Source organism: Thermopolyspora sp. NPDC052614 (assembly GCF_040678635.1).
Classification (GTDB): domain Bacteria; phylum Actinomycetota; class Actinomycetes; order Streptosporangiales; family Streptosporangiaceae; genus Thermopolyspora.
The window spans coordinates 125,749-148,626 of sequence record NZ_JBFATZ010000003.1 but is presented as its reverse complement, the minus strand read 5'-3'; the positions used below and the strand labels follow the sequence as shown (position 1 = coordinate 148,626).

Here is a 22,878-nt window from a genome sequence, read left to right as displayed (position 1 = left end):
GAAGGCGTGCCGGGCGAGCGTCGGTGATGTCTTGGCCTCAGCGAGAGGAATTTGGAGTGTCAGCCTCTTTATGTGCGATGTCTTATATACCGGGTGGGCGTGCCCTGATTCGTGGCCTACCGCTGGGCCGGGTCCCTCCAGCGGAACAGCAATCAGGTTTTCTGTCTGTTTTATGTCCCGGTGGCTATCTCACGCCCGATAAGTCGCGTGCCGGTTTCTCGCTGGCTTCCCTACGGTCGGGGGTCGGTGGCTTCGGTCGGTTCCAGTATGCCCTCTATCCAACGGATAACCCCAGCTCAGAGTTCATTAGTATGCCTGCTCGGCATGGTTTCGCAGCGTCCCACGGTGTCTCACGGTGTCTCGTGGCGTCCCATGGCGTCCCGCCGCATAGAGCTGCGTATGGGCATAAGAAAGGGAGCTGTCACCTTTCGGTAAGGTGGCCAGCTCCCCGTCTTTCCGCCAGACGTCTGGGACGTCTACTCCTCACGCCATATCGGCTCAAGCAGGTCAGGATCAAACCTCTTGCTTCCCCTGACCGCCGGATACACGATCACCGCGTGCAGCGCTCTGCGAATGTAAGTGCGCTTAATCGAGATCGGCAATCCGCCCTCACTCTCGGGCAGGAACCACCGCCGCCGGATCTCGGCGACATCGGTGGACGCCTTGATCTGCTCACGGGCCGCCGCCGCCTCGAACTTAGCCTTCTCTCCGCGAAGCCGGTTGACCTCCCGCTCAAGCCGAGGAGCCAGCGCAAAGAACATGTCGTTGGTCACCTGCTTGCTAATCCACTTTTGTTTCAGCTCCTCAAGCTGTTCCGTCGTCGCATCCAGTTCCGATTGCTTGTCCCACTCGCCCGCGTCGGCCCGTGCGGTGAACTGCGCCTCTTCCAACTTGGCCAGCACCGCCTCAGAGATGAACAGGTCAACCAGGTCCCCGCGTCGATGTACGCCCCCGCAGCCGCCCTCAGACTTGCTCGGACAACCGTACGCGTGATACGTAGCGTCCCTCTGGGGTTTGGCGCGCAAGGCCGTGTTGCAGGGCAAACCGTCATTCGCGCGTCCGCAACGCAAAATGCCGGACAGCAGATACGTCGGGTCCCGATAGTCCTCAGAGTGGGGCCTGTCGATACTCCGCCCGGGGGCATTCCTCTTGCGCCCGTCGTACAGTTCGCGAATCGCGGCCCACTGCGAGGGCTTGATAATCGCTTCCCACTGCCCGACCACCGGCTCACCGTCAGCGCCCCTGATCAACTCGCCGTTGATCTCCCGATAGCCGCAGATGCGCGGAGCGCGCAGCGCCGCCTTCAACGAGTTCACCGTCCAGACGTTGCCGCGCGAGGTTTCGACACCCTTCCGCTGCCACTCCGACACGATCGAGTTCTGGGACCGCCCGCTCAGCAAGTCTTCGGCCGCCTTCCGTAGGAGATCAGCCTCAGCCTTGTTCAAAGTGCCATCGGCGTTCCACCCGAACGGGCGCGGACCACCCCCCGGCTTCCCCCGCAGCGCCCGCGACCGATGCGAGTCCCGCATCCGACGCTGCATCTTGCGTACCTCCATCTTGGAGATCACCGCACCGAACAGGCCCATGCTCTCGACGTCTTCGCTGTATAGATCCTTCTGGCCGGTCTTCTTGTCGGCGTATACCCGTCCATCCCTGTAGGTGATCGCTTCGACGAACCGTTCATAGTCGCCGGGCCGACGTACCAGACGATCATCCGCAGTGACCACCACGCCCTGAACCGGCGTACCATCCGCCAGCCTGCCCGCCCTCAGCACCTTCAGCATGATCTCAAACTCATCCCGTACGACGTCCGCCTTAGCCGCCGACTTGTCGTTGTCGGTGAACTCGTGCACCACGACCCAGTCGTACCTCGCCGCCGTCTGTCGGTTGAACCGGTGCTGATCTTCGACGCTGTGCTCATCCTTCCTCTTGTCCGCCGAGGCACGCGCGTAGGAGACGACGGGGAGCGAACCCGAGGTGAGTGCCGGAACGTTCTGCATTGGAGCCCTCCTGACGAGCCTCATCTTACTTCAAATGCAAAACTAGAACCCGTTCTACATGGTCGAGGACGCCGGCGCGGCCGACCTCATCGCGGGCGGGCGGCTGCAGCTCGGCATCAGCCGCGGATCCCCCGAGCAGGTGATCGACGGCTGGCGCTACTTCGGCTACGCCCCGGCCGAGGGCGAGACCGAGGCGGACATGGCGCGCGGGCACGCCGAGGTCTTCCTCAAGCTGCTGGAGGGCAAGGGATTCGCCCAGCCGAACCCGCGGCCGATGTTCCCCAACCCGCCCGGCCTGCTGCGCCTCGAACCGCACTCGGAAGGGCTGCGGCAGCGGATCTGGTGGGGTTCCAGCTCGAACGCCACCGCGAAGTGGGCCGCCGGGCTGGGCATGCACCTGATGAGCTCCACCCTCAAGGAGGACGAGAGCGGCAAGCCGTTCCACGTGCAGCAGGCCGAGCAGATCGCGGCCTACCGGGAGGCGTGGAAGGAGGCCGGTCACGAGAGCGAGCCGCGGGTGTCGGTGAGTCGCTCGATCATGCCGATCGTCAACGACATGGACCGCGCGTACTTCGGCCGCGACCGCGACAGCTCCGACCAGATCGGCTACATCGACCCGACCACCAGGGCCATCTTCGGGCGCACGTACGCCGCCGAGCCGGACGTGCTGGTCAAGGAGCTGGCCGGCGACGAGGCGATCGCCGCGGCCGACACGCTCCTGCTGACGGTGCCCAGCCAGCTCGGCGTGGACTACAACGCCCACCTGCTCTCGTCGATCCTGACCCACGTCGCCCCGGAGCTCGGCTGGCGCTGACGGGCGGCAGACGGTCCACCGGCGGTTCCGCTCATCGGGGTGGTGGGTCGGTAAAGTGACGGGGTGGCGGATGAGCAGCCGAGTACGCGGGTGGACATCTGGATCTGGGCGGTGCGGCTGACCAAGACCCGGTCGGTCGCCGCCAACGCCTGCCGGGGCGGTCACGTGCGGGTCAACGGCGTACGCGTCAAGCCCGCGCACGCGATCCGCCCCGGCGACGAGGTTCGCCTGCGGCACGAAGGGCGCGAGCGGATCGCCGTCGTCTCCAAGATCATCACCAAGCGGGTGGGTGCCGCCGTGGCCGCCGAGTGCTACATCGACAAGAGCCCTCCGCCGCCGCCCCGCGAGGAGATCGTGCCGGTCGCCGTACGCGCTCGCGGCGCGGGCCGCCCCACCAAGCGCGAGCGCCGCAGCATCGAGAAGCTGCTGGGCCGCCGCGGCCGTCCGGGATGACGCCGCCCCCCGGCACGCCGCCGGTCCGAGGGCGGGCAGGCGTCCGGGGGTGGGCAGACGGACGCGGTCGCCACACGCGTTCGCCGTCAGCCGCACACCATGCGGATCTCCTCAAGTTGGGCGAGTGCCCGAGCGGCTTCTTCACGAAATTCCGCGACACGGGCGAGTTTGATCTCCTCGTAGCCGCGGATCCGCTCCGGCAACTCGGCGATCGCGAGCACCTGCGTGGCCGTGTCGGGGGCGAGATGCGCGAAGGCGTTCGTCATCAGGAGCCGGTACTCCTCGATGAGCTCCCGCTCCACCCGGCGGACCCGCGTGAAGCCGAAGACGTCGAACGGCGTCCCGCGAAGCCTCCTGGCCGCCCGTAGCACTCTGAACAGCGGTCCCGCCGTACGGCGAAGCCTGATCTTGCGCTTCATGCCGAGCGCGCGCAGCACGGGCGGATGCAGCAGCACGGCGACCTTGGCGCCCGGCCCGTGCTCGGCCACCACGCGAGCCCGCTCCGTGGGGTCCAAGTGGAGGCGGGCGACCTCATACTCGTCCTTGTACGCCATGAGCCGGTGCAGGTTCCTGGCGTACGCCGTCACGATCTCCGTGGCGGTCTCCGAGTCGACCTTGCCCTCGACGGCGGCCTCCGCCCGCGAAACCGCCTCGGCGAAGCGGCGGGCGTAGGCCGGGCTCTGGTAGCCGGTCAGGTCGTCGATCCACGCGGCCATGCCCAAGGGCTCCGCGGGCTTGACCTCCTCCGCGGCCGGAGGACTGACGACGCAGGCGCGCCCACTGCGGAACGCGGCGAGGTTCGTCTCCACCGCGGCGCCGTTGAGCCGGATGGCCTCCTCGATCGCGTCCGCGGTCAGCGGCAGGCAGCCGTACTGGAAGGCCGCGCCGACCAGGATCATGTTGGCGGGCATGTGGTCGCCGAACAGTTTCTCGGCCAGCCCGAGCGCGTCCAGGCGGAACGTCTCGGCCACCGACTCGATGCGCTCCAACGCGTCCGCCGGGGAGGCCGGAAGGGGCGCCCGGTGGGTCACCATGCCGAGCGTGGGCACCAGAGCGGTGTTGACCACGGCGACCGTGTGGCCGGGCCGGGCCGTGCTCAGGTTCACCTCGCCGGCGGCCCCGATCAGATCGAAGGCCAGCAGCACGTCGACGCTGCGCTGCGACGCCCTGACCGCCCCCGTGATGGGCTTGGCGGAGATCCGCACATCGCTGATGACCGGCCCGCCCTTCTGGGCCAGACCGGTCTGGTCCACCCCTGCGGCGTGCAGGCCGTCGAGAGCGGCGGCCATCTGGAGGATCTGCGACGCCGTCACCACGCCGGTACCGCCGATGCCGGGCATCCGGATCAGCACGTCGGCGAACCGCCGTACCGGATCGGGGAGATCCGCCGGCACGACCGGGAGCTCCTTCTTCTTCCTGCGTCCCGGCGTCACCAGAAGGAAGGACGGGCAGTCGCCTTTGAGACAGCTCAGGTCGGAGTTGCAGGACGGCTGATGGATGCGGGTCTTGCCGTTCGCGGTGGGATGCACCGACAGGCAGGTCGACTTCTCGGCGCAGTCGCCGCACCCTTCACAGACCCGCTCGTTGATCGCCACCCGCTCCTTCGGCGCGGGCAGCCTGCCCCGTTTGCGCAGGCGCCGCTCCTCCGCCGCGCACCGGTCGTCGTGGATGAGCACGGTGACCCCGCTCAGCGCGGCGAGCTCCCGCTCCGCCTCGGCGAAGTCGTCGCGGTGCCGCACGGTCGCGATCGGATCCAGCCGGACGCCCCGATAGGCGCCGGGCTCCGGGGTGGTGATGACGACCTTGGTGACCCCTTCGAGCGCCAGCCACCTGGTCAGCGCCGGCACGTCCAGGCGGCCCTCCACCCGCTGGCCGCCCGTCATCGCCACCGCGTCGTTGTAGAGCAGCTTGTAGGTCATCGTGACGCCCGCGTCGACCGCCGCCCGGATCGCCAGGGATCCGGAGTGGTGGAAGGTGCCGTCGCCCAGGTTCTGCACGAAGTGGCGGTCGTCGGTGAAGGGCGCGATCCCGAACCACTGCGCGCCCTCGCCGCCCATCTGGGTCAACCCGATCTGGGTGCCCCGGCCCTTGCCGTCCAGGGCGACCATCGAGTGGCAGCCGATGCCCACCCCGACCAGGGTCGTGTCGTCGGTGCGGGTGGAGATGTTGTGCGGGCAACCCGAGCAGAAGAACGGGGCCCTGGCCGCCACCAGGGGCAGCGAACGCCGTACGAGCGGTTGCGAGGCCGGGGCCGGGGCCGCGCGGCCGGTCAGGACGGTCAGCGCCCGGGCCACGTCGTCCGCGCCGAGCGTGCCGCGCGCGGTCAGCAACTCGCGGCCGATCACCTCGGGCGCGCCGGGACGCCGGTAGAGCGCCTCCTTCAGGCGCGCCTCGACGAAGCTCACCTTGTCCTCCACCACCAGCACCCGCGTCAGGTCGGCGGTCAGCTCCACCAGCTCCTCGTCGGACAGCGGGAAGGGCATGGACAGCTTGATCAGCCGGTACGGCTCCGCGTCCAGGCCAAGATCGGCCAGCGCGCGCAGAACCACCGGAAAGGCGCCGCCGGGCGCGACGATCCCCAGCGTGGCGCCCTCCGGATCGGAGACGACGCGGTTCAACCCGGCCGCCCGGCCGTAGGCGAGGGCCAGGCCCAGGCGGCGGGTCCGCATGTCGTACTCGGCCTCCACCGCCGCCGCGCCCGACCCCGGCGACAGCGCCCGATCACGGTCGGGCAGCGGGATCCCCGCACCCAGCCCGGCCAGGTCCACGGTGGCCGAGCCGTCGGCGACATCGGTGAGCATCTTCAGGCCCACCCACAGACCGCTGGCCCGGGACATCGCGACGGCGTGCAGCCCCAGCTCGATGACCTCGCCGACCGTGCCGGGCGCGAGCAGAGGCATCGACAGGCTCTGGCACATCTGCTCGCACGAGCTCGGCACCGTCGACGACTTGCACGCGGGGTCGTCGCCGATCCAGGCCACCGCGCCGCCCAGCGGGTCGGTGCCCGCGAGCATGCCATGCCGTAGGGCGTCCGCCGCCCGGTCCAGGCCCGGGTTCTTGCCGTACCAGAACCCGGTCACCGCCTCGTGGCGTCGCCCCGGCACGCGGGCCAGCAGTTGCGTGCCCGCGACGGCGGTCGCCGCCAGTTCCTCGTTCAGCCCGGCCTTGAACACCACGCCGGCGGGTTCGAGCAGGTGGGCCGCCCGTTCGAACTCCACGTCGACCCCGCCGAGCGGGGATCCCCGGTAGCCGCTGACGAAGACCCGGGTGTCGAGCCCCCGCTCCTCGTCCAGGCGGCGTTGCTCCAGCGTCAGCCGTACCAAAGCCTGGATCCCGGTCATCAGCGCCCGGCCGTCGCTCCGGGTGTACTTGTCAGTGAGCGAGGCCATGGCCCGCCCCTTCCAGCCGTGCGCGGACGAGCTCCTGCGCGACGAAGTAGGGGCTCTCGCCGGCCCGCTCGGCGTTGTCGAGCACCCGTGCCAGGGTGTCGGCGATTCCCGCCACCCGGGCTCTGGCCTGCTCCGGGGTCTCCCCGCGCAGCTCGATGGCGTGGGCGTAGATGGCGCCGCCCGCGCTGACGATGTCGTCGGGCGCCCACAGGACGCCCTTGTCGTGCAGCATCCGGGCGACCGACGGGTCGGCGATCTGGTTGTTGGCGGGTCCGGCGACGGCCGCGCAGCGCAGGCTCGGCACGAGCTCCTCGGTGAGCAGCCCGCCCAGCGCGGCCGGGACGAGGATGTCGAGCTCGGCGGTGACGACCTCGTCCGGGCCGAGCCAGGTGGCGCCGATCTCGTCGGCCAGCCCCCGCTTGGCCGGGTCGATGTCGGCGACCAGGAGCTCGGCCCCCTCGGCGGCCAGCATCCGGGCGAGATGCGCGCCGACGTGGCCGAGCCCCAGCAGGCCCACCCGCCGGCCCTTGAGCCCGCTCTTGCCCAGGTGATCGCAGACCGCGCCCAGCGCGGCCATCACTCCCGCGGCCGTCCCCGGCGAGGAGTCCCCGCTGCCGCCGACCTCGGCGGGGGTGCAGAAGACGTGCGGCGTTCTCTGCTTGATGACCGCCATGTCCTCGGGGCCGGTGCCGACGTCGGGAGCGGTCGCGTAGAGCCCGTTGAGGGAGTGCACCACGTCGGCCACGTCGTACAGCAGGTCGCGGCGGTCGCCCGGGACATGTCCGGGCGGCAGCGCCACCACCGTCTTGCCGCCGCCGTTGTCCAGACCGGCGATCGCGCATTTGTACGTCATGGCCTGGGACAGCCGGAGCGCGTCGGTCAGGCCGTCCCGCCAGTCGGCGTAGTGGTTGACGCGGCAGCCGCCGACGGCCTGGCCCAGCCTGGTGGAGTGCACGGCGACGATCACCGGAAGTCCCGTGCGCAAGCCTGCCCGAATGACGACTTCCTCATGCGAGAACATGTCATTTCCTCACTTGTCTCAATTCGACGATGTCGGCCGGCACCGGCAGCGGAACCGCGGAAAACGCCCGTGTCATCGCGTCGCCACCGAGACGGCGAGCACGTCCACCAGGCGCCGCAACCGGTCGCAGAGCAGCTCGACGTCGCGGTCGGCGGCCTGCACCCGCAGCTCGATCTCGCTTCGGCCGTACGGCGGAGCCGCCCGCAGGCTCACGGCGGTGACCCGTACGCCGCTACGGCGGCGGGCGGCCAAGGTGACCCGGAGCAGGGCGTCGAGAGGACGGACGGCCGACACCGTGATCGCCGATTCGCCGGCCCGCATCACGGCACCTGCCCGGCGATGGTCGCCATGACCGCCTCCCGCTGCTCGAACCCGACGGCGTGCGCCGCGCCGGGCACGAAATGCGGGACGCAGGACGGCAGCGCGGCCGCCATGGCGCGGGCCACCGCGATGGGCACGTTGACGTCCTGGTCCCCATGCCACATGTGCACCGGCCCGGTCACGTCCCCCAGGTCGAATCCCCACGGGCTGGCCAGCAGCCGGAGTTCGTCGGCGGCGGCCCGGGTCCCGGCGCGGAACGCGTCGGGCACGGCGAGGTGACGAATCCGGTAGTCGGGATCGGCCGCGGCCTCCCGATCCGCCGCCGGTCCTCCCCGCGCCATCAGCCCGGCCATCGCGGGCACCCGCAGGGCCCACCGCATCACGGCGAGCGGAACGCGCAACCCGGCGGGCAGGTAGCGCGCCAGGTAGTGAAACATCACGTTCGTCGGGCGCATCCCTTTGCGTACCCAGGGCTCGTGGCCCGGCCCCATCGCGGCGAGCAGAACCGTCAGGGTCACGGCGGCGGGCAGGGCATGGCTCACCGCGAGGGCGTGCGGGCCGCCGCCGGACTCGCCCGCCACCGCGAACCGCTCCAGGCCGAGGTGAGCGGCGAACTCCTCGACGTCGGCCGCCCACCGGGCGAGGGTCCGCCGCGGGCAGGGGTCGGACCGGCCGTAGCCCGGCTTGTCCACGCAGATCCACCGCACGCCGGCCTTCGCCGCCGCGAGGTGATAACAGCCACCGGCGAGCCCGGACTCGGGGGTGCCCGCGATGTAGAGGCAGGGCACCCCATCCGGGTCGCCGAACTCGTACCAGGCGAGCCTGCGACCGTCGGACAGCCGCATCGTCCGCGGGGTCATGCGCGCATCCGGACGCTCAACGGCAGGACGCCGTAGTAGCCGGTCTCGAACGACACCGAGGCCGGGCTCCACAACGAGTAGTCCACGTTCGCGAACGGAACGACGTCGAGGCCCGCGACCAGGGCGGAATCCGCCCTCGCCCACAGGTCGCAGCCCGCGGTGCCGGCGAGCGCGGCGGCCTTGGCCGCGGCGCCGTCGTAGGCGCCGTTCTGGATGTGCGCGAAGTTGCTGCCGCCCTCCGCCGGTGGCGGCCCGGAGAAATAGGCCCGCGTCTGGGCCGGGTTCTGCCCGTCGATCGGCACCCAGGCGATGTCGAAGTTCCCGGACTGGAACACGGAGGTGAGCAGCTGGGCGTCGGTCTCACCGTGTGCCTTCACCGTCACGCCCGCGGCCGCCCACTGCTTGATGGCGAGTTGCACCGCCGCGGCGGCGGCCGGACCCAGCTTCGACATGTAGCGCAAGGTGAGTTCCCTGCCGCTCAGCGGCGCCAGCGCCGCCTTCGCCGCCGCGACGTCCTGGGCCGGGAGGTTGCCCGGCACGGTCGACTGCTTGCACGGGCTGGATCCGGTCAGCCGCTCCGGCGCGGAGCCCAGCCCGGAGGTGGAGACCGTCCGGAGCTCGGTCAGGTTCAGCGCCTGGACCAGGCCGCGGCGGATGGCCTGCGGGCGGACCGGCGAGTCGGCCGACTGGTTGAAGAACAGCTCGCCGTACACCGATTGCGTGCTGTGGCGGGTGAGCTTGGCCGCCTGCAGGCGGCGCACGTCGGGCCCGGCGACGACGCCCGCCTGAAGACCGCCGTTCAGCAGCAGGTTCGCCGTGGTGGTCTCGTTGGTGACGACGTTGACGGTCACCTTGGCGGGCAGCCCCGCCGTGGCCGTGGTCGCCCCGCCGGGCCCCCAGCCGTAGCCGGAGCGCAGGGACAGGGTGTAAGTGGAGCCGGACACGCTGGAGTCGAGCACGTACGGCCCGGTGCCGTCGGCCCCCTGGGTCAGCAGCTTGCGGTCGGCGAGCCCGCGGTCGCAGACGATCGGCAGGTTGGCGACGCCGTGCAGGACGAAGGCGGCGGGCTCCGGGGTGATCAGTTCCACCTCGGAGGCGGCGGCGTCGGCGGTCGCCTTCGAACCGGCCGGGATGGTGAGGTCGGCGAGCGGCGAGCCGTTCTTGGGATCCGCCACGTAGTTGAGATTCGCCGCCACGGTCTCGGCGGTGAGCGGCTTGCCGTCGGAGCAGGTCACGCCCGGACGGATGTGGAACCGGACCACCGTGCCGTCCTGGCTCCACTTGTCGGCCAGGCCCGACGAGAACGCCTCGCCGTCCTGATGGATCAGCGGGTCGTAGAGGAACAGGGCGAGCTGCTGGACCACGCCCAGCGGGCTGGCGTGCGGGTCGAGGCCGCCGGGGTCGGCGTTGAGAGCGAGGGTGAAGACCTGTGCGGCGTCGCCGGTCCGGCTCGGGGCGGCCGGTGACTGGGCCGAGCAGCCGGTGGCCGCGGTGGTCACGGCCACCAGCGCCAGGGCGGCCGCCGTTCGACGGGGGGATGACATCAGGTGCGCTCCAGAGGTGGGGGGAAATGACACGCCGCGTGATGCGGGAGGCCACGGGTGATCGGCGTCGGCTCGTCGGTGACGCAGCGGGCGCCCGCCGGCTCGGCGCGCGGCCTCAGCGGGCAGCGCGTGTGGAAGGGGCAGCCGGTGGGCGGGTGCCGGGGATCGGGGGGATCGACATCGTCCGGCGGGCCCGCCGGTGCCTCGCCCAGCACCGGGATCGCCTCGATGAGGGTCCGCGTGTACGGGTGCCGCGGCGCGGCGACGACGGCCTCACCGGGGCCCAGTTCGAGCGTCCGGCCCAGGTACATGACGGCGATGTCGTCGCTCACCTGCCGTACGGCCGCGATGTCGTGTGAGATGAAGATCAGGCCCCAGCCGTACTGGCGTCGCAGCCGGATCAGCAGGTTGAGCATCGCGCCGCGCGCCGAGACGTCCAGCGCCGACGTGACCTCGTCACAGATCAGGAACTCCGGCTCGCTCGCCAGCGCGCGGGCCAGGGCGACCCGCTGCCGCTGGCCGCCGGAGAGCCGCCCGGGGAGGGCGTCGCGGAGCGTCGTCGGAAGCTGGACCGCCTCCAGGAGCTCGTCGACGCGGTCGCGGCGCCGCTCCCGGGGGACGCCCGCAGCCGCGACCGCGTCGCCGAGGATCCGCGCGACCGGCATCCGCGGACTCAGCGAGCCGCCCGCGTTCTGGAACGCGAGCTGGATCCGGCGCAGGTCCGAGCGCGAGCGGCGGGGCGGCAGGAGGCGGCCGTCGAGCCGGATCTCACCGCCGGCGGGGGCGACCAGACCGGCGATGGCCCGGCCGAGCGTCGATTTCCCCGACCCGGACTCGCCCACCACGCCGAGCGCCGCGCCGTGCGGGACGCCGAGGCTCACCCGGTCCACCGCCACCAGGCGGTTCCTGCCGTGCCCGAAGGCGACCGTGAGGTCGTCGACCGTCAAGCCGTTCATCATGCGACGCCTTCCAGGGGATGCCAGCAGGCGGCCCGATGCCCCGGCGACAGGTCCGCCAAGGGGGGCCGCTCGCTCAGGCAGCGGTCCGTGGCTCGGGGGCAGCGCGGCGCGAAGGCGCAGCCCGGTCCGGCGGACCCGGCCGCGGGCAGCGAGCCGGGAATCACCGGGAGGGGCGCCGCGCGATCGGCGTCGAGGCTCGGCAGCGTCGCCAGCAGCGCCGCGGTGTAGGGGTGGGCCGCGCCGCCGGGCAGCAGCCGGACCGGCAGGTCCTCGACGACGCCTCCCGCGTACATGACGATCAGGCGCTCGCACATGCCCGAGACGACGGCGATGTCGTGCGAGATGAACAGCAGCGCGGAACCCGACGCGGTGACCGCCTCCCGCAGGACCCGCAGCGTGGCCCGTTGCACGGTCATGTCCAGCGCGGTCGTCGGCTCGTCCGCGATGAGCAGGTCCGGCTCCGCCGCCAGCGCCATCGCGATCATGGCCCGCTGGAGGGTCCCGCCGGACAACTGGTGCGGATACTGCCGGGCCCGCAGCGCGGGACTGGCGACCTTCAGCGCGCGCAGCGCTTCGACGACGTCGCGCCCGGCCGACGCCTCCGCGATCTGTGTGCCGACCCGCAGCACCGGGTTCATCGCGCGGGTGGGGTCCTGGAAGACCATGGCCACGCGGCCTTTCAGGTCCCGGTCGCTTCGCCGTACGTCCAGGACGTCGACCTTCGCGACCGAGAGGCTGTCCGCCGTCACCACGCCGGGATGGGGGACGAGCCCGGCCAGGGCGAGTGCGGTGACGCTCTTTCCGGAACCGGACTCGCCGACCAGCCCGACGCGTTCGCCCTTGCCGATGGACAAATCGACGCCGTCGACGACGGTGACCGGGCGGCCGGCGGCATCCGGGAAGGCGACCCTCAGCCCGCGCGCCTCGGCCACGGTCGTCTCTTCCGGTACGGCGGGCACGGGGCGGCGGTCGCCTCGGGCGGTGGCCCGCAGGGCACGCCGGACGCCGGACGACGCCTCCGCGCCGTGTTCGCCCACCATGCTGAACGTCATGCCGGCCAGCATGATCGCGAGGGCCGGCCCGAGCGCGGCGGCCGGCGCGGTGTAAATCTGGCTGAGGCCGGACTGCAGCAGTTGACCCCAGTCGTACTCGGGCGGCTGCACGCCGAGGCCGAGGAAGGACAGACCGGACATCACCACCAGCGCGTTGCCCGCCGCGAAGGCGAGGCCGAGCAGCAGCGGCCCGGCCACGTTCGGCAGCACGTACCCGATCAGCACCCGGCTGTGCCGCAACCCGAGAAGCCGGGCCGCGCTCACGTAGTCACTGGCCATCACCGAGGCGCCGAGCGTCTGGGTGAGGCGGCCGAAGGACGGCGCCATGGCCAGGCCGACCGCCAGCACCGCGCCGCGGGTTCCGACGCCGAAGATGACCGCGAAGAAGATCGCGAGCAGCAGGGAGGGGAAGGCGACCAGAACGTTGAGCATGGCGGTGAACAGCGGGCCGACCCGCCGGGCGAGTGACGCGCCGCCGAGCGCGATCCCGGCGACGGCGGCGATGGCGGTCGCGGCGACCGCCGAACCGAGCGACAGGCGCGAGGCGACGATGATCTGCGCCAGGATGTCGCGGCCCAGATGGTCCGTGCCCAACCAATGCTGGGAGGAGGGACCCTGCAGGAGTCCCGCGACGTCGGTCCGGTCGGCGGCGGGCCCGGCCGGCACCGGCCCGACCACGGCGAGGACGAGGAAGAGCGGGATGAGGACGAGCAGCGCCCTTCTCATCGGCCCCATCAGCGCTCCAGGATGCTTGATCGCGGGTCGATGGCGGCGATCGCGAGATCGACGAGCAGGTTCACGGTCAGGATCGCGGCCCCGTAGACGAGCACGAACCCCTGCACCAGCGCGTAGTCCTTGCCGGTGATCGCGGTGACGATGGCCCCGCCGACGCCGGGCCAGGCGAAGACGTTCTCCACCACCACGGTGCCCGCGATCAGCCCGCCCAGCAGCAGCCCGCTGACCGTCAGCGTGGCGGTGAGCACGTTGGGCAACACGTGTCTCAGGTAGATCACCCGGCGTCGGAGCCGTTTGCTCCGCGCCGTACGGACATAGTCCTCGCGCAGGGCCCGCCGGGTCTCGACCCGCATCAGCCGTGCGATCACGGCGGCGGGCCCGACGGCCAGCGAGAGCACCGGCAGCACGTACGCGCCGGGCCCCGTGCCCCCGGCCACCGGGAACCACCCCAGCGACACGGCCAGGGCGTACACGAGACCGACGGCCAGCAGGAACTCGGGAAGCGCGCTGAACAGGCCGGTGACCACGGTGAACGCGAAATCCGATCCCGGTCGCCGGCCGTCGCGGCCCAGCACCCCGGCCGCCATCCCCAGCGGTATCCCGACCGCCAGGGTCAGCGCGAGAGCCGCCCCCGCAAGGCCGGCCGTCGCCGGAAGCCGCTGCTCCAGCACGACGCCGACCGGCTCCCGCGACATGATCGAGGTGCCGAGGTCTCCCGAGAACACGCCCCGCAGGTAGGAGAGGTACTGGTCGGCCAGCGGCCGGTCCAGCCCCAGCGTCGCACGGGTCCGCTCCACCAGATCCTGCGGCGCACTCGGGCCGAGCGCGGCCCGCACCGGATCGCCCGGCACCAGGTGGATCATCGCGAACGACGCGGTGACCAGAGCCAGCAGCGACAGGACGAACCGGCGCAGACGCCTGGCGGCGAACGCCATGCGTGGATGCGCGGTGAACCGGCCCACGCCCGCGTGTGTTGCTGTGCTCACGGCAGTTCCCGTAACTTCATTATCGTAATAATCCGGTTACGGTAATCTGGTTATGGGAAACTGTCAATGAACAGAAGGAGGACCGTGCGACTCACCCGGACCGAAGCGCGAGAAGCCAACCGGCGAGCCCTGCTCGACGCGGCTCGCACGCTGCTGGCCCGTGACGGTGCGGACGTCTCAGTCGAGGCCATCGCCGCGGCGGCCGACCTCACGACGGGGGCGATCTACTCGATCTTCGGCAGCAAGAGCGACCTGCTCGTCTCCCTCCTCGCGGACGACATCTCCCGCGTCGACGTCCTGCTGGAGCCCCTGCACGACCCCGAGCCATCCCTGGCCGAGGTCATCGACCGCTACGTCGCCGCCTGGTTCGCCACGTACGGAGACGACTCCAAGGCCCAGACCGCCTTCGAACTCCGCGTCATCCTGGCCGCCATCGAAGACGACCGGCTGCTGAAGAAACTCACCAAGACCCTCGACGACGAGATCGAGCGGCTGGCCGCGGTCCTGGTGAACCGGGTCATCGACCCCGCCCGGCCCTCCGAGCGGACCACGGCCGAGCAGAGCCTGGCGATCGCCAAAGCGCTCAAGTCCTTCCTCACCGGCTTCGGGCTGCGCCAGGTGGCGATGCCCGAGGCCTTCGAACTCGCCCGCCGGTCCTGCCTGGCGCTGACCTCACTCGCCTCGGACCAGGGATCCACGGCACGACCGCCAGACCGGACGAGTCACTGAGGCGTCATACGAACAAACCCCTGCTCGGCACCACCGAGCCGGGGTCTCTTCACGGACGGTGCGGCCCGCACGAGGCTCGCCGCGCTGCGGTCGCCGCCCATGGGCGATCGGGACACGCGGGAGAGCGGCCTCGACCCGCCGCCGGGCTCGCGGCGGAACGGGCGCCATCCCCACGCCCGGCCGAGGGGATGGCGCCCGGTGCCGTGCCAGGGGTCAGGGCCTCCAGTCGCTGATCATCTCGACATAGTTCTTCCCGCTGACCTTGGTGTTCTTGTAGGTGCCGGTGAAGGCGGCGGTGGCTTCAAGGCGACCGTTCTCGCCCTGGGCGAATTCCTGGTCGACGGTGCCGGTGATGGTGACGGTGAGGCGGGTCGAGAGCGCGGGGATGTTGATCCGCCAACGGGTCGGGTACTTCTGCCCGCTCACGGGGCTCGTCCAGAACTTGTCCGCATGCTTCTCAACCGGCTCAACCGCCACCACTTCGTGAGAGCCGTCGCGACGCATGACCGTGGCGAAGCTGTTCTCGCCCTTGTCGCTGCGAGCGTCCCAGATGGCCACGGCGTCGCCGTTGGGCAGGTTGAGATTCATCCATGTCCAGCGCAGGCTCGGGTCGTCCGGGGTCGGTCCCCATTGGCGATCCAGCCAGGACCGGCCGGTCACTCGCTGGGTCTTGCCGTCGATGGTCAGGGTGCCGGTCGTCCGCATGTCCGGGAAGGCGTACTCGTAGTTGGTGTCGCCGAGGATGGGGAACACTCCGGTGCCGCCGTAGTTCAGGACCGGTCCCCGTGAGGTGAGCGTGACGTCGAGGGAGCCCCACGGCACGTCGAGCGACACCGACATCTTCTCCGCGTTGCCGGTCCACCTCAGGCCGGGCGCCGAGATGTCAAGGCCGGTGGTGCTCCATTTGTAGTCCTCCGGATCGACGGCAAGCATGTAGTTCTTGTACCAGCCGGCGGTCACGTCGGTGACGGCGAACGACACCAGCCGTCCGAACCCCTTGGGGACGTTGATGGTGTGCACCAGCAACCCCATGTCGTGCCCGCCGGCCTTCACCTGACTGGTGAAGTAGATGGAGTCGGCCCAGCGGGTCTCCGGCCCCGGGGTTTTGGCTGCCAGATCCGCGTTCGGGTCAACCATTGCCGGAATCCCGTTACCCGCCGTGGTGACCGGCCTGTCACGGTTCGTGTCGCCGGCCGCTTGGGCGCCGGTCGGCACGAAGGTCGAGGCGAGCAGCGCCGTCAGGGCGACGGTCAGTTTGATACCGGTTGCTCTCCGCAACGGAACCTCCACATGTGATGGGATGTCGCGACTATTTGTCGGAAAAACTGCGTGGAATACGCGTCAGACAGGTATGCGGGATGGTCCGGCGGCAGGCGGAAGACCGGGCGCGCCTGGACCATGCCCCCGCAGGAGTGGCCGATTTTCACGCAGGAGTCGGCTGAACGTGAGCCGTCGGATGCTGCGTGCCGGCCCGACGGCAAGCAGCATGTCGTGGTTGTCGTGTCCGGTCCGGTTCGCCGCCGGAGCCGCGATCAACTCCCGAAGACGTAGCGCGGCGAGCTCGATCTTCCGCGCGGCGATGCGGCCTGAGTGATCCGGTGCCGCCACCGGCGAATCCTTGTCGCGGACGTGGTCGTACAGGATGTCGCACAAGGTCCGGCCGGTCTCGCCACGACTCCGGACACCTGCTGAGACTCAGGGGTGCTCAGCCGTACCTGCCCGGGGCATTGCAGCCACGATGCCTCATGTCAGTCCGGGACCACTACGCCTCGGGTACGGGGTCGACGAGATGAAGCCCCGTCGCCGGCGCGAAACCGTGCGCGCTACGAGCGCCGGACGTGGCGAGACGCTGGTGGGCCCAACGGGATGTTCGCCCTCGGTGGGCCGGGTCGGTGTTCGACACGGAAGCTCCTTATCTAAGTTAAGTTGACTTTGACCAGCGTGCCTTAACTTTGATAAGTTGTCAACATGTCGAAGGGGATAACGCGCGAGAAGGTCGTGGCCGCCGCATTCGAGCTGCTCGACGAGCAGGGCATCGAGAGCGTCACCGTCCGCGCGCTCGCGGAGCGCCTCAACGTCCGCGCGCCTGCCCTGTACTGGCATCTGCGTAACAAGCAGGAACTGCTCGACGAGATGAGCACCACGGTCCTGCGCCGGATCATGGATGTGCTGCCGACTCCCAGTTCGGGCTGGCGCGAAGATCTGGCCACGTACGCTCGCGCGCTCCGCGCCGAGTACCTGCGCCACCGCGACGGTGCCCGCATCTTCAGCGGCGCGCGGCTGACCGATCCCGAAGGGCTGATGCGCGTAAAGGAGTCCTGGTACCGGCACTGGACGGACGAGGGGCTCACCCTCCAGGAGGCGGACGACGCGATAGACCTGGTTGTCGCGTTCGTCGTCGGCTTCGTCATCGAGGAACAGGAACGGCTCCAGTCAGCCGACGCCGATCCCACGCGGTACTCGCTCGCCGAACGCGACGCCCGGCTGGGCGAGCACGCACCGCTGGTCAAGGCCGCCGGGCACCTTCGCGATGACGGTGATCAGAGGTTCGAACGCCACCTCGGCATCGTTCTCGACGGCCTCGCCGCCCGGCACGTTTCCCACAACCCGTCTTGACGGACGCGGCGCACCCGGTGAAATCCCGGCCCTCGGCCGAGTGGCACGGGGCGTAGCGGCGGCGGCAGGCTGAGGCCTCACGGCGCAACAACCCTGCAGAGGAGATCGAGCACGTGCCAGAGGAAGCCACTAAACCCGAACGGCCACCCGTCATCGCTGCGATCGTCACATGCGAGCGCGGCGTGCTGGTGGGGCGACGCCACGACGGAAAACCGCCCTGGACTTTCATTGCGGGCGAGGTCGAGCCCGGCGAGTCCATCGCCCGCCTTGACGTACCGGCCTCGCTGAACCCGCATCGTCGTCGACGCGAGGAGTCGCAGAAGTAGCCGCTTACGGGCGCGGCGGCGACCAAGTTTTCGCCGCCGGTGGAGCCTTCGGCAACAGCGGAAGGGTGCGCCTGCTCAGGCGCGCCCTTGGCGATGTGGAGAAGGTTCTCACTCCGGTGTGTCTGCGTGGGGCGCAGGTACCTGCGCCCCACGCAGAGTCAGATCATCCGGCCTGGGACGGCAGAGCCCTGATCGCCGGCCTCTGATCGCGCGCGGTGATGGTCCCGGCACGGTTTAAAAGCCTCCAGGCGGTGATCCACCGCGCCTGCTCTTCGGCGTCGCCGCCGCATCCCCTGATCAGCCCAAGCAGGTAGTGCATCTTGAGCGCCGGTTTATCCGCCCTGTCATAGATGATCTTTGAGATGGTGGCGTGTGAGAACGCGCCCCGGGAATAATCAGCGATTCGTCGGGAGGAGGGTGCACCGGCCCACCGCCAAAACTCCCGAGCCAGGTCTTCCAACTCGGAGATGGTCTGGGCGGTGAACGGATCCGGCTTGAGATCGTATCCGGACGCGTCCTCGATCACGGGCTCAGGGACTCGTTCCGACCGCCGCGGGAGGCGGCGTTCGGGCTGGATATTGATCGTGCCACCGGTGTTGTTGATGACGAGGGTGCCCGCCTGGTCGGCGTCACTCACGTTGACGCGGACGGTCTCTGACCACGGGCGGTAGAGCTTGGCCCGTTCGTATGCGGCGTGAAAGGCGATGAGGCTCGACTCGGGCGCGCCGAGCTGATTCAGGAGGGTGTGTACCGCACGCCATGAGGGGAGTTGACGGGTGGCGTCAAGCGCTTGCCGTAGAACGGTCCTACTGGTTCCAGGGGGCCAGAGGTAGCTCTGCCAGTCACGGCCCCTGGTCTGAAGATCGATGAGGGCCTTCAGAGCGGCCTCGAATGTGGGGACGTTGTCGGCTCCGCCACCGTCGCCCGGTCCAGGCAAGGCAGCACCGCCGCCGATGCCGTTCATGACCGTTTCCGGGTCGCGGAGGGCGAACGGCCACGCCAGGCGTTCAACAGGCGGCCATAAGACACACCGATGGCGAACACGATCGCGGTCGTGACGGCCGTCGACTGGTGAGCGATTTGCAAGTAGGCCAAACCGCCGCCGGTCGCGACGGTATGGGCCACAGGAAACAGCCACGGCGGCGGGCTGATTTCCGCCTTGAAGGCGAGCTTCATCAGGCATCCCTTGGCGTAAGGCACAAGGGAGCGGCCCGTCGGCCCCTCCCTTGTGCGACTGGAACACGTCCGGGGCAGACAGGTCCGCGTATGACGACGGGCCGACCTGCCACAGCCGACCCGTCACGGAAGCCTCACCCCGCTATACCAATAGTGGCCTGCCTAGCCTCCGGATGCAAAGCCGTAACGAATCATTTCCAGATCTGGGCAAACCGTAAGCGATTTACACCAGGCATTCGCAAAGTCGGGTCATGGTCTTTCCAGTGCAACCCTGTAAACGGATCAACTGAATGTGTTCATGGTCGTCAATTGCTGTCTCATCCTGTAAAAGCTACTCGCTAGTACACATCAAGTGCCTGCATACTCTTAGACATCGCCTTCACGGAGCTTTAGATCATCGTGAGGCGGAGTGCGTACCGGCATCCCTTGCTCGACTGGAACACGACAAGAACATCGGGACGCGCCCCAAGAGGTGCCCGCCTGCCACCGGGCCCCTCTGGACGTGAGCGGAGGCATCGCCCTCCGCTCATTGTCATTTCCGGCGGAGCCCCAGGGAGAGGCTGGTCCCTGCAGTTGGCGACTCGAGCAGGTGGCCAACGACTTACGACCCCCGCAGTGAGCCGTCGACGTCGCTGGTCTTGTCGAACTAGGGCGCAACGGCACCACGGTCTTCACCGAAGTTGCACGGTGTACCGCGATAACGATCAGATGCAGCCCCGCCGGATCCGGGCTGCGGGCCGCTGGAATGTAGTCGTGCCGTTGCTTCCCCGCCGCCGCCCCGCCCGTCCTCGGGCCGCTTCGGTCTTCGTTCCGCCGCCCTTGCCCACCCCGCGGGCCGCAGCCTGGTGGATTCTGCTGGCCGTGCTCCTGGTCGGCGCCGCCGTGGGCGGCACCCTGTGGTGGCTACTGACCGACCTGGCCGGTCAGGCCACCGGACCGGCCGGACAGCCCAGCCCCGGGGCGGGCAGCGCGCGGGGGGAGGTCCTGCGCACCGCGCTGGCCGCCGGCGCCGGCGTAGGCGCCGCCATCACACTGGGCCTGGCCTTCCGCCGCCAGCGCCACCAGGAGATCACCGCCGCGCACACCACCCACGACGCCACCGAACGCCGGGACCGCCCTGTACACTAAGGCCGCCAAACAGCTCGGCCACGACAAGGCCGCCGTACGTCTGGCCAGCCTGTACGCCCTGGAACGCCTGGCCCAAAACAACCCCGGCCACCGGCAGACGATCGTCAAAGTGATCTGCGCCTACCTGCGCATGCCCTACACCCCTCCCGCGACGCCGGATCCAGACCAGCAACGCAAAGCCGCCCTGCTGGCGGCCCGGCGCCGCTACCGGGCCGCTCACGCGGCCGCGGCTCCATAGCCAGCACCGTCACCCGACCTCGGCGATCAGGAGGGCGAACGGCAGGTCCGCGGAGTATAGACAGCGTCGGGCGTACGGTCGTGGGAGTCTGCAGAGGCTGGAACGCATGGTGGGGCCATCAGCCACCATCCCGGTCGGCATTCTGATCGTCTGAGGTTGTGGGGCGGCAGTTCGGGTCGCGATGGTTCAGCATCGCGCGGGCCGAGTTGTAGTCGCGCGTCGGATCGCCTCCAGCCATGCCTGAGACGGCGGCTTTCCGGGGGAAGCTGTCCGGACGTGAGGAAGTCGCACATGCGAGTGCCCCGTAGAGGGAATCTCCGGTGGCGCACTGGGGTGCGCACCTCCAGTTCGGTGGCGATCGCCGCGAGTACCCGTCCCGCCCGTGCTCGGGGATGCCCACCGTCAGCGCCTGGGGGATGGCCCGCTTATAGACCGCAGTGGCGGCCCGGCTCACCGCCTGCGGGGTGCGCGGCCGCGCCCGCCATGCACAAGATCCAAAGTCCAGTTGGGCACCCTGGCGTACGGCTCACCGGTCCTGCCGGGCAACCGGAGCACCGAATGCAGCACCGAGCGCTGGAATCCCCGAGGGCGCGACCGCGACAGCCACGCACCGCCTGGTACGTCTTGATGGAACAGTTCGCGACGGGCCCGGTCCAGCGCCTTGTCGCTGACGCCCAGCGCGTCGGCGACCACGCCACGCCGGATTTGGGCCACCCGTCGCGGACCGCGCACACCCCCCTCTATCCGGGGCACGGTTAGCGTCTCGTAGTACGCCCACACGACCACCGCGAGCGCACTGTGATCGGGAGAGCGGAGCAGGCTCTTGGGCATCTGGATGTGCCCGCGCGCGTAGGGCCGGTGAGAGGGCTCGAGGATGCCCCCCGATTCGGGCACCGTGCCATCGGTGGGCTCGGCCACCACCGCGGCGCTCATCGGGCGTCCGCACGCGAGGCGTCGGTCGGCCTCACCGCAGGGGCCGCCGCGGCCATTCCGCGTATATTCCGCCGCTGCTGGCGCTCGCGTGCCGTCAGTGGCAACCCCTGGCACACGTGCGATGCGGAGAATTTGGCGTTGTCCCAGGTCAGCCGCATGATCGGCCTGGTCGTGAAAGCGCGCCCTGCAGGATTCGAACCTGCGACCGTCGGATTAGAAGTCAGAGATTTGCGGCTTCCGTTTGCGCAGGTGAAAGGGTAAGAGCTCATCCAAGCAACATGAAGTTGCGCACGCATTTAGCACAGGCGGTGTCTGGTCTCTCCTCGATGGCTGGGTGTAGGCCGAGCCTGGCACGTGCTCCCGAGCCGTGCCAGGCTCTACGTCCACTCAATCAGGGATCTTGAACGTATAGGACCAGGCGAACCGGGACGCAGCATGCACGCCCCTGGCATATTCAATCGCCCGGCCCTCCGCCGTCCGCGTGACACGGTGCAGCTCCACCACCGGCTCACCGGGCGGGAGCTCCAAGAGATCCGCCTCATCGGCCGTCGGCATCCGCGCGAACAGATCCTCCGTAATCTCGTCTGGCACCAAACCGCGGTCGGTCAGGATCGCGAACCCGCCCGCCTGCCCGGCAATGCCCGGTCGGGGGTCGACGATCGGTGTGCCCTCGACATCCTCCACTCGGTAGTAGCTGGTCATGGTGTGCGTGGGCACCCCCTCGCGGGTCATCACCCGCGCCCGCTCGTATACCATCGCGCCGACCTCGACGCCGAGCGCGGCGGCCGTCCGCTCGTCGGCCTCCACCAAGGAGACCTCCTGCGTCTGGCCGCCCTGCTGTCGCGTGGCCTCGCTTGCCGAGCGGTCGTCGGCGTGCACCTCGACGGTCACGTTGGCCCAGCGAGATCGGGCATACCGGTCGGGCCCTAGCCGGCGCACCGGGTGGGCATCCCGGACATAGGCACCGCTGCCGTAGCGGGTGACGATCAGGCCTTCACCGCGCAGCTGGGCGACGGCCTTCACGGCGGTGTTGCGTGAGACGCCGTACTGATCGGCGAGGCTGCGCACGGGAGGGAGTTTCGCGCCGGGCGCGATCCGCCCTTCGATGATGGCTTCCCGCAGGTCCTGGACTATGCGTGCTGCGGGTCCTGTGTGTGCTTCAGGAGACATATCTCCACGCTACCCCAAGTGTCGTACGCCAATTTGGCCGACATACATGCGTCGTACGACGAATTACTTGACAGACCCTAAGCGTCGTACGATGCTTTGTCGTACGACGCCTTGCGAAATGTTGCTGGGCGGTCACATCCCGTGTCATGTCATGTCCGATTTCGATTGGAGGTGTCTATATGAGCGCCGCCTACGCCGTCGGCGGCCACTCTCCACTGATGACCCCGGAAGAGGTCGCGGAGTTGTGCGGTGTCGACATCGACACCGCCAGGCGGTGGGGGCGCACCGGGAAACTCACCCAGCGGAAGACCCCCGGCGGTGGGCGAACGCTCTTTCTCCGCTCCGAGGTGTACGCCCTCATGGGCATTCCCCAAGCCCCCGCCAACGTGAGCACCACGTGAATCAAGAAAACGGGTCCGCCCAGTGAT

At 69.6% G+C, this 22,878-nt stretch carries 21 protein-coding genes; 7 read left to right on the top strand and 14 right to left on the bottom strand.

Annotation, left to right across the window (positions count from 1 at the left end; all coding sequences use genetic code 11):
* Nucleotides 1-476 precede the first annotated feature (476 nt).
* Nucleotides 477-2,000: a recombinase family protein gene (locus AB0K60_RS07295; protein ID WP_364049595.1), complete on the bottom strand. Its 1,524-nt coding sequence runs from the start codon at nt 1,998-2,000 to the stop codon at nt 477-479.
* Nucleotides 2,001-2,058: 58 nt separating this feature from the next.
* Here AB0K60_RS07295 and AB0K60_RS07290 point away from each other — a divergent pair, with 58 nt between their 5' ends.
* Both AB0K60_RS07290 and AB0K60_RS07285 read left to right on the top strand, forming a co-directional pair.
* Nucleotides 2,059-2,814, top strand: coding sequence for an LLM class flavin-dependent oxidoreductase (locus AB0K60_RS07290; protein WP_364049593.1), 756 nt, complete (start codon nt 2,059-2,061; stop codon nt 2,812-2,814).
* Between the two features lie 63 nt (nt 2,815-2,877).
* Nucleotides 2,878-3,267 carry an RNA-binding S4 domain-containing protein gene (locus AB0K60_RS07285; RefSeq protein ID WP_364049591.1) on the top strand — a complete coding sequence of 130 codons (390 nt, stop codon included), beginning with the start codon at nt 2,878-2,880 and terminating at the stop codon, nt 3,265-3,267.
* Nucleotides 3,268-3,353: 86 nt separating this feature from the next.
* Here AB0K60_RS07285 and AB0K60_RS07280 read toward each other — a convergent pair whose 3' ends face one another.
* The 8 genes from AB0K60_RS07280 to AB0K60_RS07245 form a co-directional block, all read right to left on the bottom strand.
* Nucleotides 3,354-6,656, bottom strand: a complete 3,303-nt coding sequence (locus tag AB0K60_RS07280; RefSeq protein WP_364049589.1) for an indolepyruvate ferredoxin oxidoreductase family protein — start codon at nt 6,654-6,656, stop codon at nt 3,354-3,356.
* Nucleotides 6,640-7,641 (bottom strand): Glu/Leu/Phe/Val dehydrogenase dimerization domain-containing protein, encoded by a 1,002-nt coding sequence (locus AB0K60_RS07275; protein ID WP_364049587.1) that lies wholly within the window; start codon nt 7,639-7,641, stop codon nt 6,640-6,642. The genes AB0K60_RS07280 and AB0K60_RS07275 overlap by 17 nt, the downstream gene beginning before the upstream one ends.
* A 108-nt stretch (nt 7,642-7,749) precedes the next feature.
* On the bottom strand, nt 7,750-7,998 hold the full coding sequence (locus AB0K60_RS07270) for an ACT domain-containing protein (RefSeq protein WP_364049585.1): 249 nt from the start codon (nt 7,996-7,998) through the stop codon (nt 7,750-7,752).
* A complete protein-coding gene (locus AB0K60_RS07265; protein ID WP_364049583.1) occupies nt 7,998-8,858 on the bottom strand; it encodes an alpha/beta hydrolase in 861 nt (286 codons plus the stop codon). Before AB0K60_RS07265 ends, AB0K60_RS07270 begins: the two co-directional genes overlap by 1 nt.
* Nucleotides 8,855-10,402 carry an ABC transporter substrate-binding protein gene (locus AB0K60_RS07260; RefSeq protein ID WP_364049581.1) on the bottom strand — a complete coding sequence of 516 codons (1,548 nt, stop codon included), beginning with the start codon at nt 10,400-10,402 and terminating at the stop codon, nt 8,855-8,857. Before AB0K60_RS07260 ends, AB0K60_RS07265 begins: the two co-directional genes overlap by 4 nt.
* On the bottom strand, nt 10,402-11,349 hold the full coding sequence (locus tag AB0K60_RS07255; protein WP_364049579.1) for an ABC transporter ATP-binding protein: 948 nt from the start codon (nt 11,347-11,349) through the stop codon (nt 10,402-10,404). Before AB0K60_RS07255 ends, AB0K60_RS07260 begins: the two co-directional genes overlap by 1 nt.
* 8 nt (nt 11,350-11,357) lie before the next feature.
* The gene (locus tag AB0K60_RS07250; RefSeq protein ID WP_364049577.1) at nt 11,358-13,148 is read right to left on the bottom strand and encodes a dipeptide/oligopeptide/nickel ABC transporter permease/ATP-binding protein; all 1,791 of its coding nucleotides are present in this window, start codon (nt 13,146-13,148) and stop codon (nt 11,358-11,360) included.
* Nucleotides 13,148-14,134: an ABC transporter permease gene (locus AB0K60_RS07245; protein WP_364049575.1), complete on the bottom strand. Its 987-nt coding sequence runs from the start codon at nt 14,132-14,134 to the stop codon at nt 13,148-13,150. Before AB0K60_RS07245 ends, AB0K60_RS07250 begins: the two co-directional genes overlap by 1 nt.
* Nucleotides 14,135-14,218: 84 nt before the next feature.
* On the opposite strand from AB0K60_RS07245, the gene AB0K60_RS07240 reads away from it, so the two are divergent.
* The gene (locus tag AB0K60_RS07240) at nt 14,219-14,863 is read left to right on the top strand and encodes a helix-turn-helix domain-containing protein (RefSeq protein WP_364049573.1); all 645 of its coding nucleotides are present in this window, start codon (nt 14,219-14,221) and stop codon (nt 14,861-14,863) included.
* A 213-nt stretch (nt 14,864-15,076) separates the two neighbouring features.
* On the opposite strand, the gene AB0K60_RS07235 is transcribed toward AB0K60_RS07240, so the two are convergent.
* Nucleotides 15,077-16,153 carry a lipocalin family protein gene (locus AB0K60_RS07235; RefSeq protein WP_364049571.1) on the bottom strand — a complete coding sequence of 359 codons (1,077 nt, stop codon included), beginning with the start codon at nt 16,151-16,153 and terminating at the stop codon, nt 15,077-15,079.
* Nucleotides 16,154-16,831: 678 nt separating this feature from the next.
* On the opposite strand from AB0K60_RS07235, the gene AB0K60_RS07230 reads away from it, so the two are divergent.
* Together AB0K60_RS07230 and AB0K60_RS07225 are read left to right on the top strand one after the other, a co-directional pair.
* Nucleotides 16,832-17,479, top strand: a complete 648-nt coding sequence (locus AB0K60_RS07230; RefSeq protein WP_364049569.1) for a TetR/AcrR family transcriptional regulator C-terminal domain-containing protein — start codon at nt 16,832-16,834, stop codon at nt 17,477-17,479.
* 113 nt (nt 17,480-17,592) lie between these two features.
* The gene (locus AB0K60_RS07225) at nt 17,593-17,805 is read left to right on the top strand and encodes an NUDIX domain-containing protein (RefSeq protein WP_364049567.1); all 213 of its coding nucleotides are present in this window, start codon (nt 17,593-17,595) and stop codon (nt 17,803-17,805) included.
* Between the two features lie 163 nt (nt 17,806-17,968).
* Here the strand turns inward: AB0K60_RS07225 and AB0K60_RS07220 are convergent, their stop codons facing one another.
* On the bottom strand, nt 17,969-18,769 hold the full coding sequence (locus AB0K60_RS07220) for a hypothetical protein (RefSeq protein WP_364049565.1): 801 nt from the start codon (nt 18,767-18,769) through the stop codon (nt 17,969-17,971).
* Nucleotides 18,766-18,981, bottom strand: coding sequence for a hypothetical protein (locus AB0K60_RS07215; protein WP_364049563.1), 216 nt, complete (start codon nt 18,979-18,981; stop codon nt 18,766-18,768). The genes AB0K60_RS07220 and AB0K60_RS07215 overlap by 4 nt, the downstream gene beginning before the upstream one ends.
* Before the next feature lie 753 nt (nt 18,982-19,734).
* Here AB0K60_RS07215 and AB0K60_RS07210 point away from each other — a divergent pair.
* On the top strand, nt 19,735-20,109 hold the full coding sequence (locus AB0K60_RS07210; RefSeq protein ID WP_364049561.1) for a hypothetical protein: 375 nt from the start codon (nt 19,735-19,737) through the stop codon (nt 20,107-20,109).
* Nucleotides 20,110-20,797: 688 nt separating this feature from the next.
* On the opposite strand, the gene AB0K60_RS07205 is transcribed toward AB0K60_RS07210, so the two are convergent.
* Together AB0K60_RS07205 and AB0K60_RS07200 are read right to left on the bottom strand one after the other, a co-directional pair.
* On the bottom strand, nt 20,798-21,280 hold the full coding sequence (locus AB0K60_RS07205; protein ID WP_364049559.1) for a hypothetical protein: 483 nt from the start codon (nt 21,278-21,280) through the stop codon (nt 20,798-20,800).
* A gap of 387 nt (nt 21,281-21,667) precedes the next feature.
* Nucleotides 21,668-22,450, bottom strand: a complete 783-nt coding sequence (locus tag AB0K60_RS07200) for a GntR family transcriptional regulator (protein ID WP_364049557.1) — start codon at nt 22,448-22,450, stop codon at nt 21,668-21,670.
* Between the two features lie 179 nt (nt 22,451-22,629).
* On the opposite strand from AB0K60_RS07200, the gene AB0K60_RS07195 reads away from it, so the two are divergent.
* Entirely contained in the window at nt 22,630-22,851 is a 222-nt protein-coding gene (locus AB0K60_RS07195) for a helix-turn-helix domain-containing protein (protein ID WP_364049555.1), read from the top strand.
* The last annotated feature ends 27 nt before the right edge of the window (nt 22,852-22,878 follow it).

Excerpts from the sequence above, each read along its gene's own strand:
- AB0K60_RS07295 (WP_364049595.1), bottom strand. The coding sequence starts at position 2,000 with ATGCAGAACGTTCCGGCACTCACCTCGGGTTCGCTCCCCGTCGTCTCC.
- AB0K60_RS07290 (WP_364049593.1), top strand. The coding sequence starts at position 2,059 with ATGGTCGAGGACGCCGGCGCGGCCGACCTCATCGCGGGCGGGCGGCTG.
- AB0K60_RS07280 (WP_364049589.1), bottom strand. The coding sequence starts at position 6,656 with ATGGCCTCGCTCACTGACAAGTACACCCGGAGCGACGGCCGGGCGCTG.
- AB0K60_RS07270 (WP_364049585.1), bottom strand. The coding sequence starts at position 7,998 with ATGCGGGCCGGCGAATCGGCGATCACGGTGTCGGCCGTCCGTCCTCTC.
- AB0K60_RS07265 (WP_364049583.1), bottom strand. The coding sequence starts at position 8,858 with ATGACCCCGCGGACGATGCGGCTGTCCGACGGTCGCAGGCTCGCCTGG.
- AB0K60_RS07260 (WP_364049581.1), bottom strand. The coding sequence starts at position 10,402 with ATGTCATCCCCCCGTCGAACGGCGGCCGCCCTGGCGCTGGTGGCCGTG.
- AB0K60_RS07250 (WP_364049577.1), bottom strand. The coding sequence starts at position 13,148 with ATGGGGCCGATGAGAAGGGCGCTGCTCGTCCTCATCCCGCTCTTCCTC.
- AB0K60_RS07230 (WP_364049569.1), top strand. The coding sequence starts at position 16,832 with ATGTCGAAGGGGATAACGCGCGAGAAGGTCGTGGCCGCCGCATTCGAG.
- AB0K60_RS07220 (WP_364049565.1), bottom strand. The coding sequence starts at position 18,769 with ATGAACGGCATCGGCGGCGGTGCTGCCTTGCCTGGACCGGGCGACGGT.
- AB0K60_RS07215 (WP_364049563.1), bottom strand. The coding sequence starts at position 18,981 with ATGAAGCTCGCCTTCAAGGCGGAAATCAGCCCGCCGCCGTGGCTGTTT.
- AB0K60_RS07205 (WP_364049559.1), bottom strand. The coding sequence starts at position 21,280 with ATGAGCGCCGCGGTGGTGGCCGAGCCCACCGATGGCACGGTGCCCGAA.
- AB0K60_RS07200 (WP_364049557.1), bottom strand. The coding sequence starts at position 22,450 with ATGTCTCCTGAAGCACACACAGGACCCGCAGCACGCATAGTCCAGGAC.
- AB0K60_RS07195 (WP_364049555.1), top strand. The coding sequence starts at position 22,630 with ATGAGCGCCGCCTACGCCGTCGGCGGCCACTCTCCACTGATGACCCCG.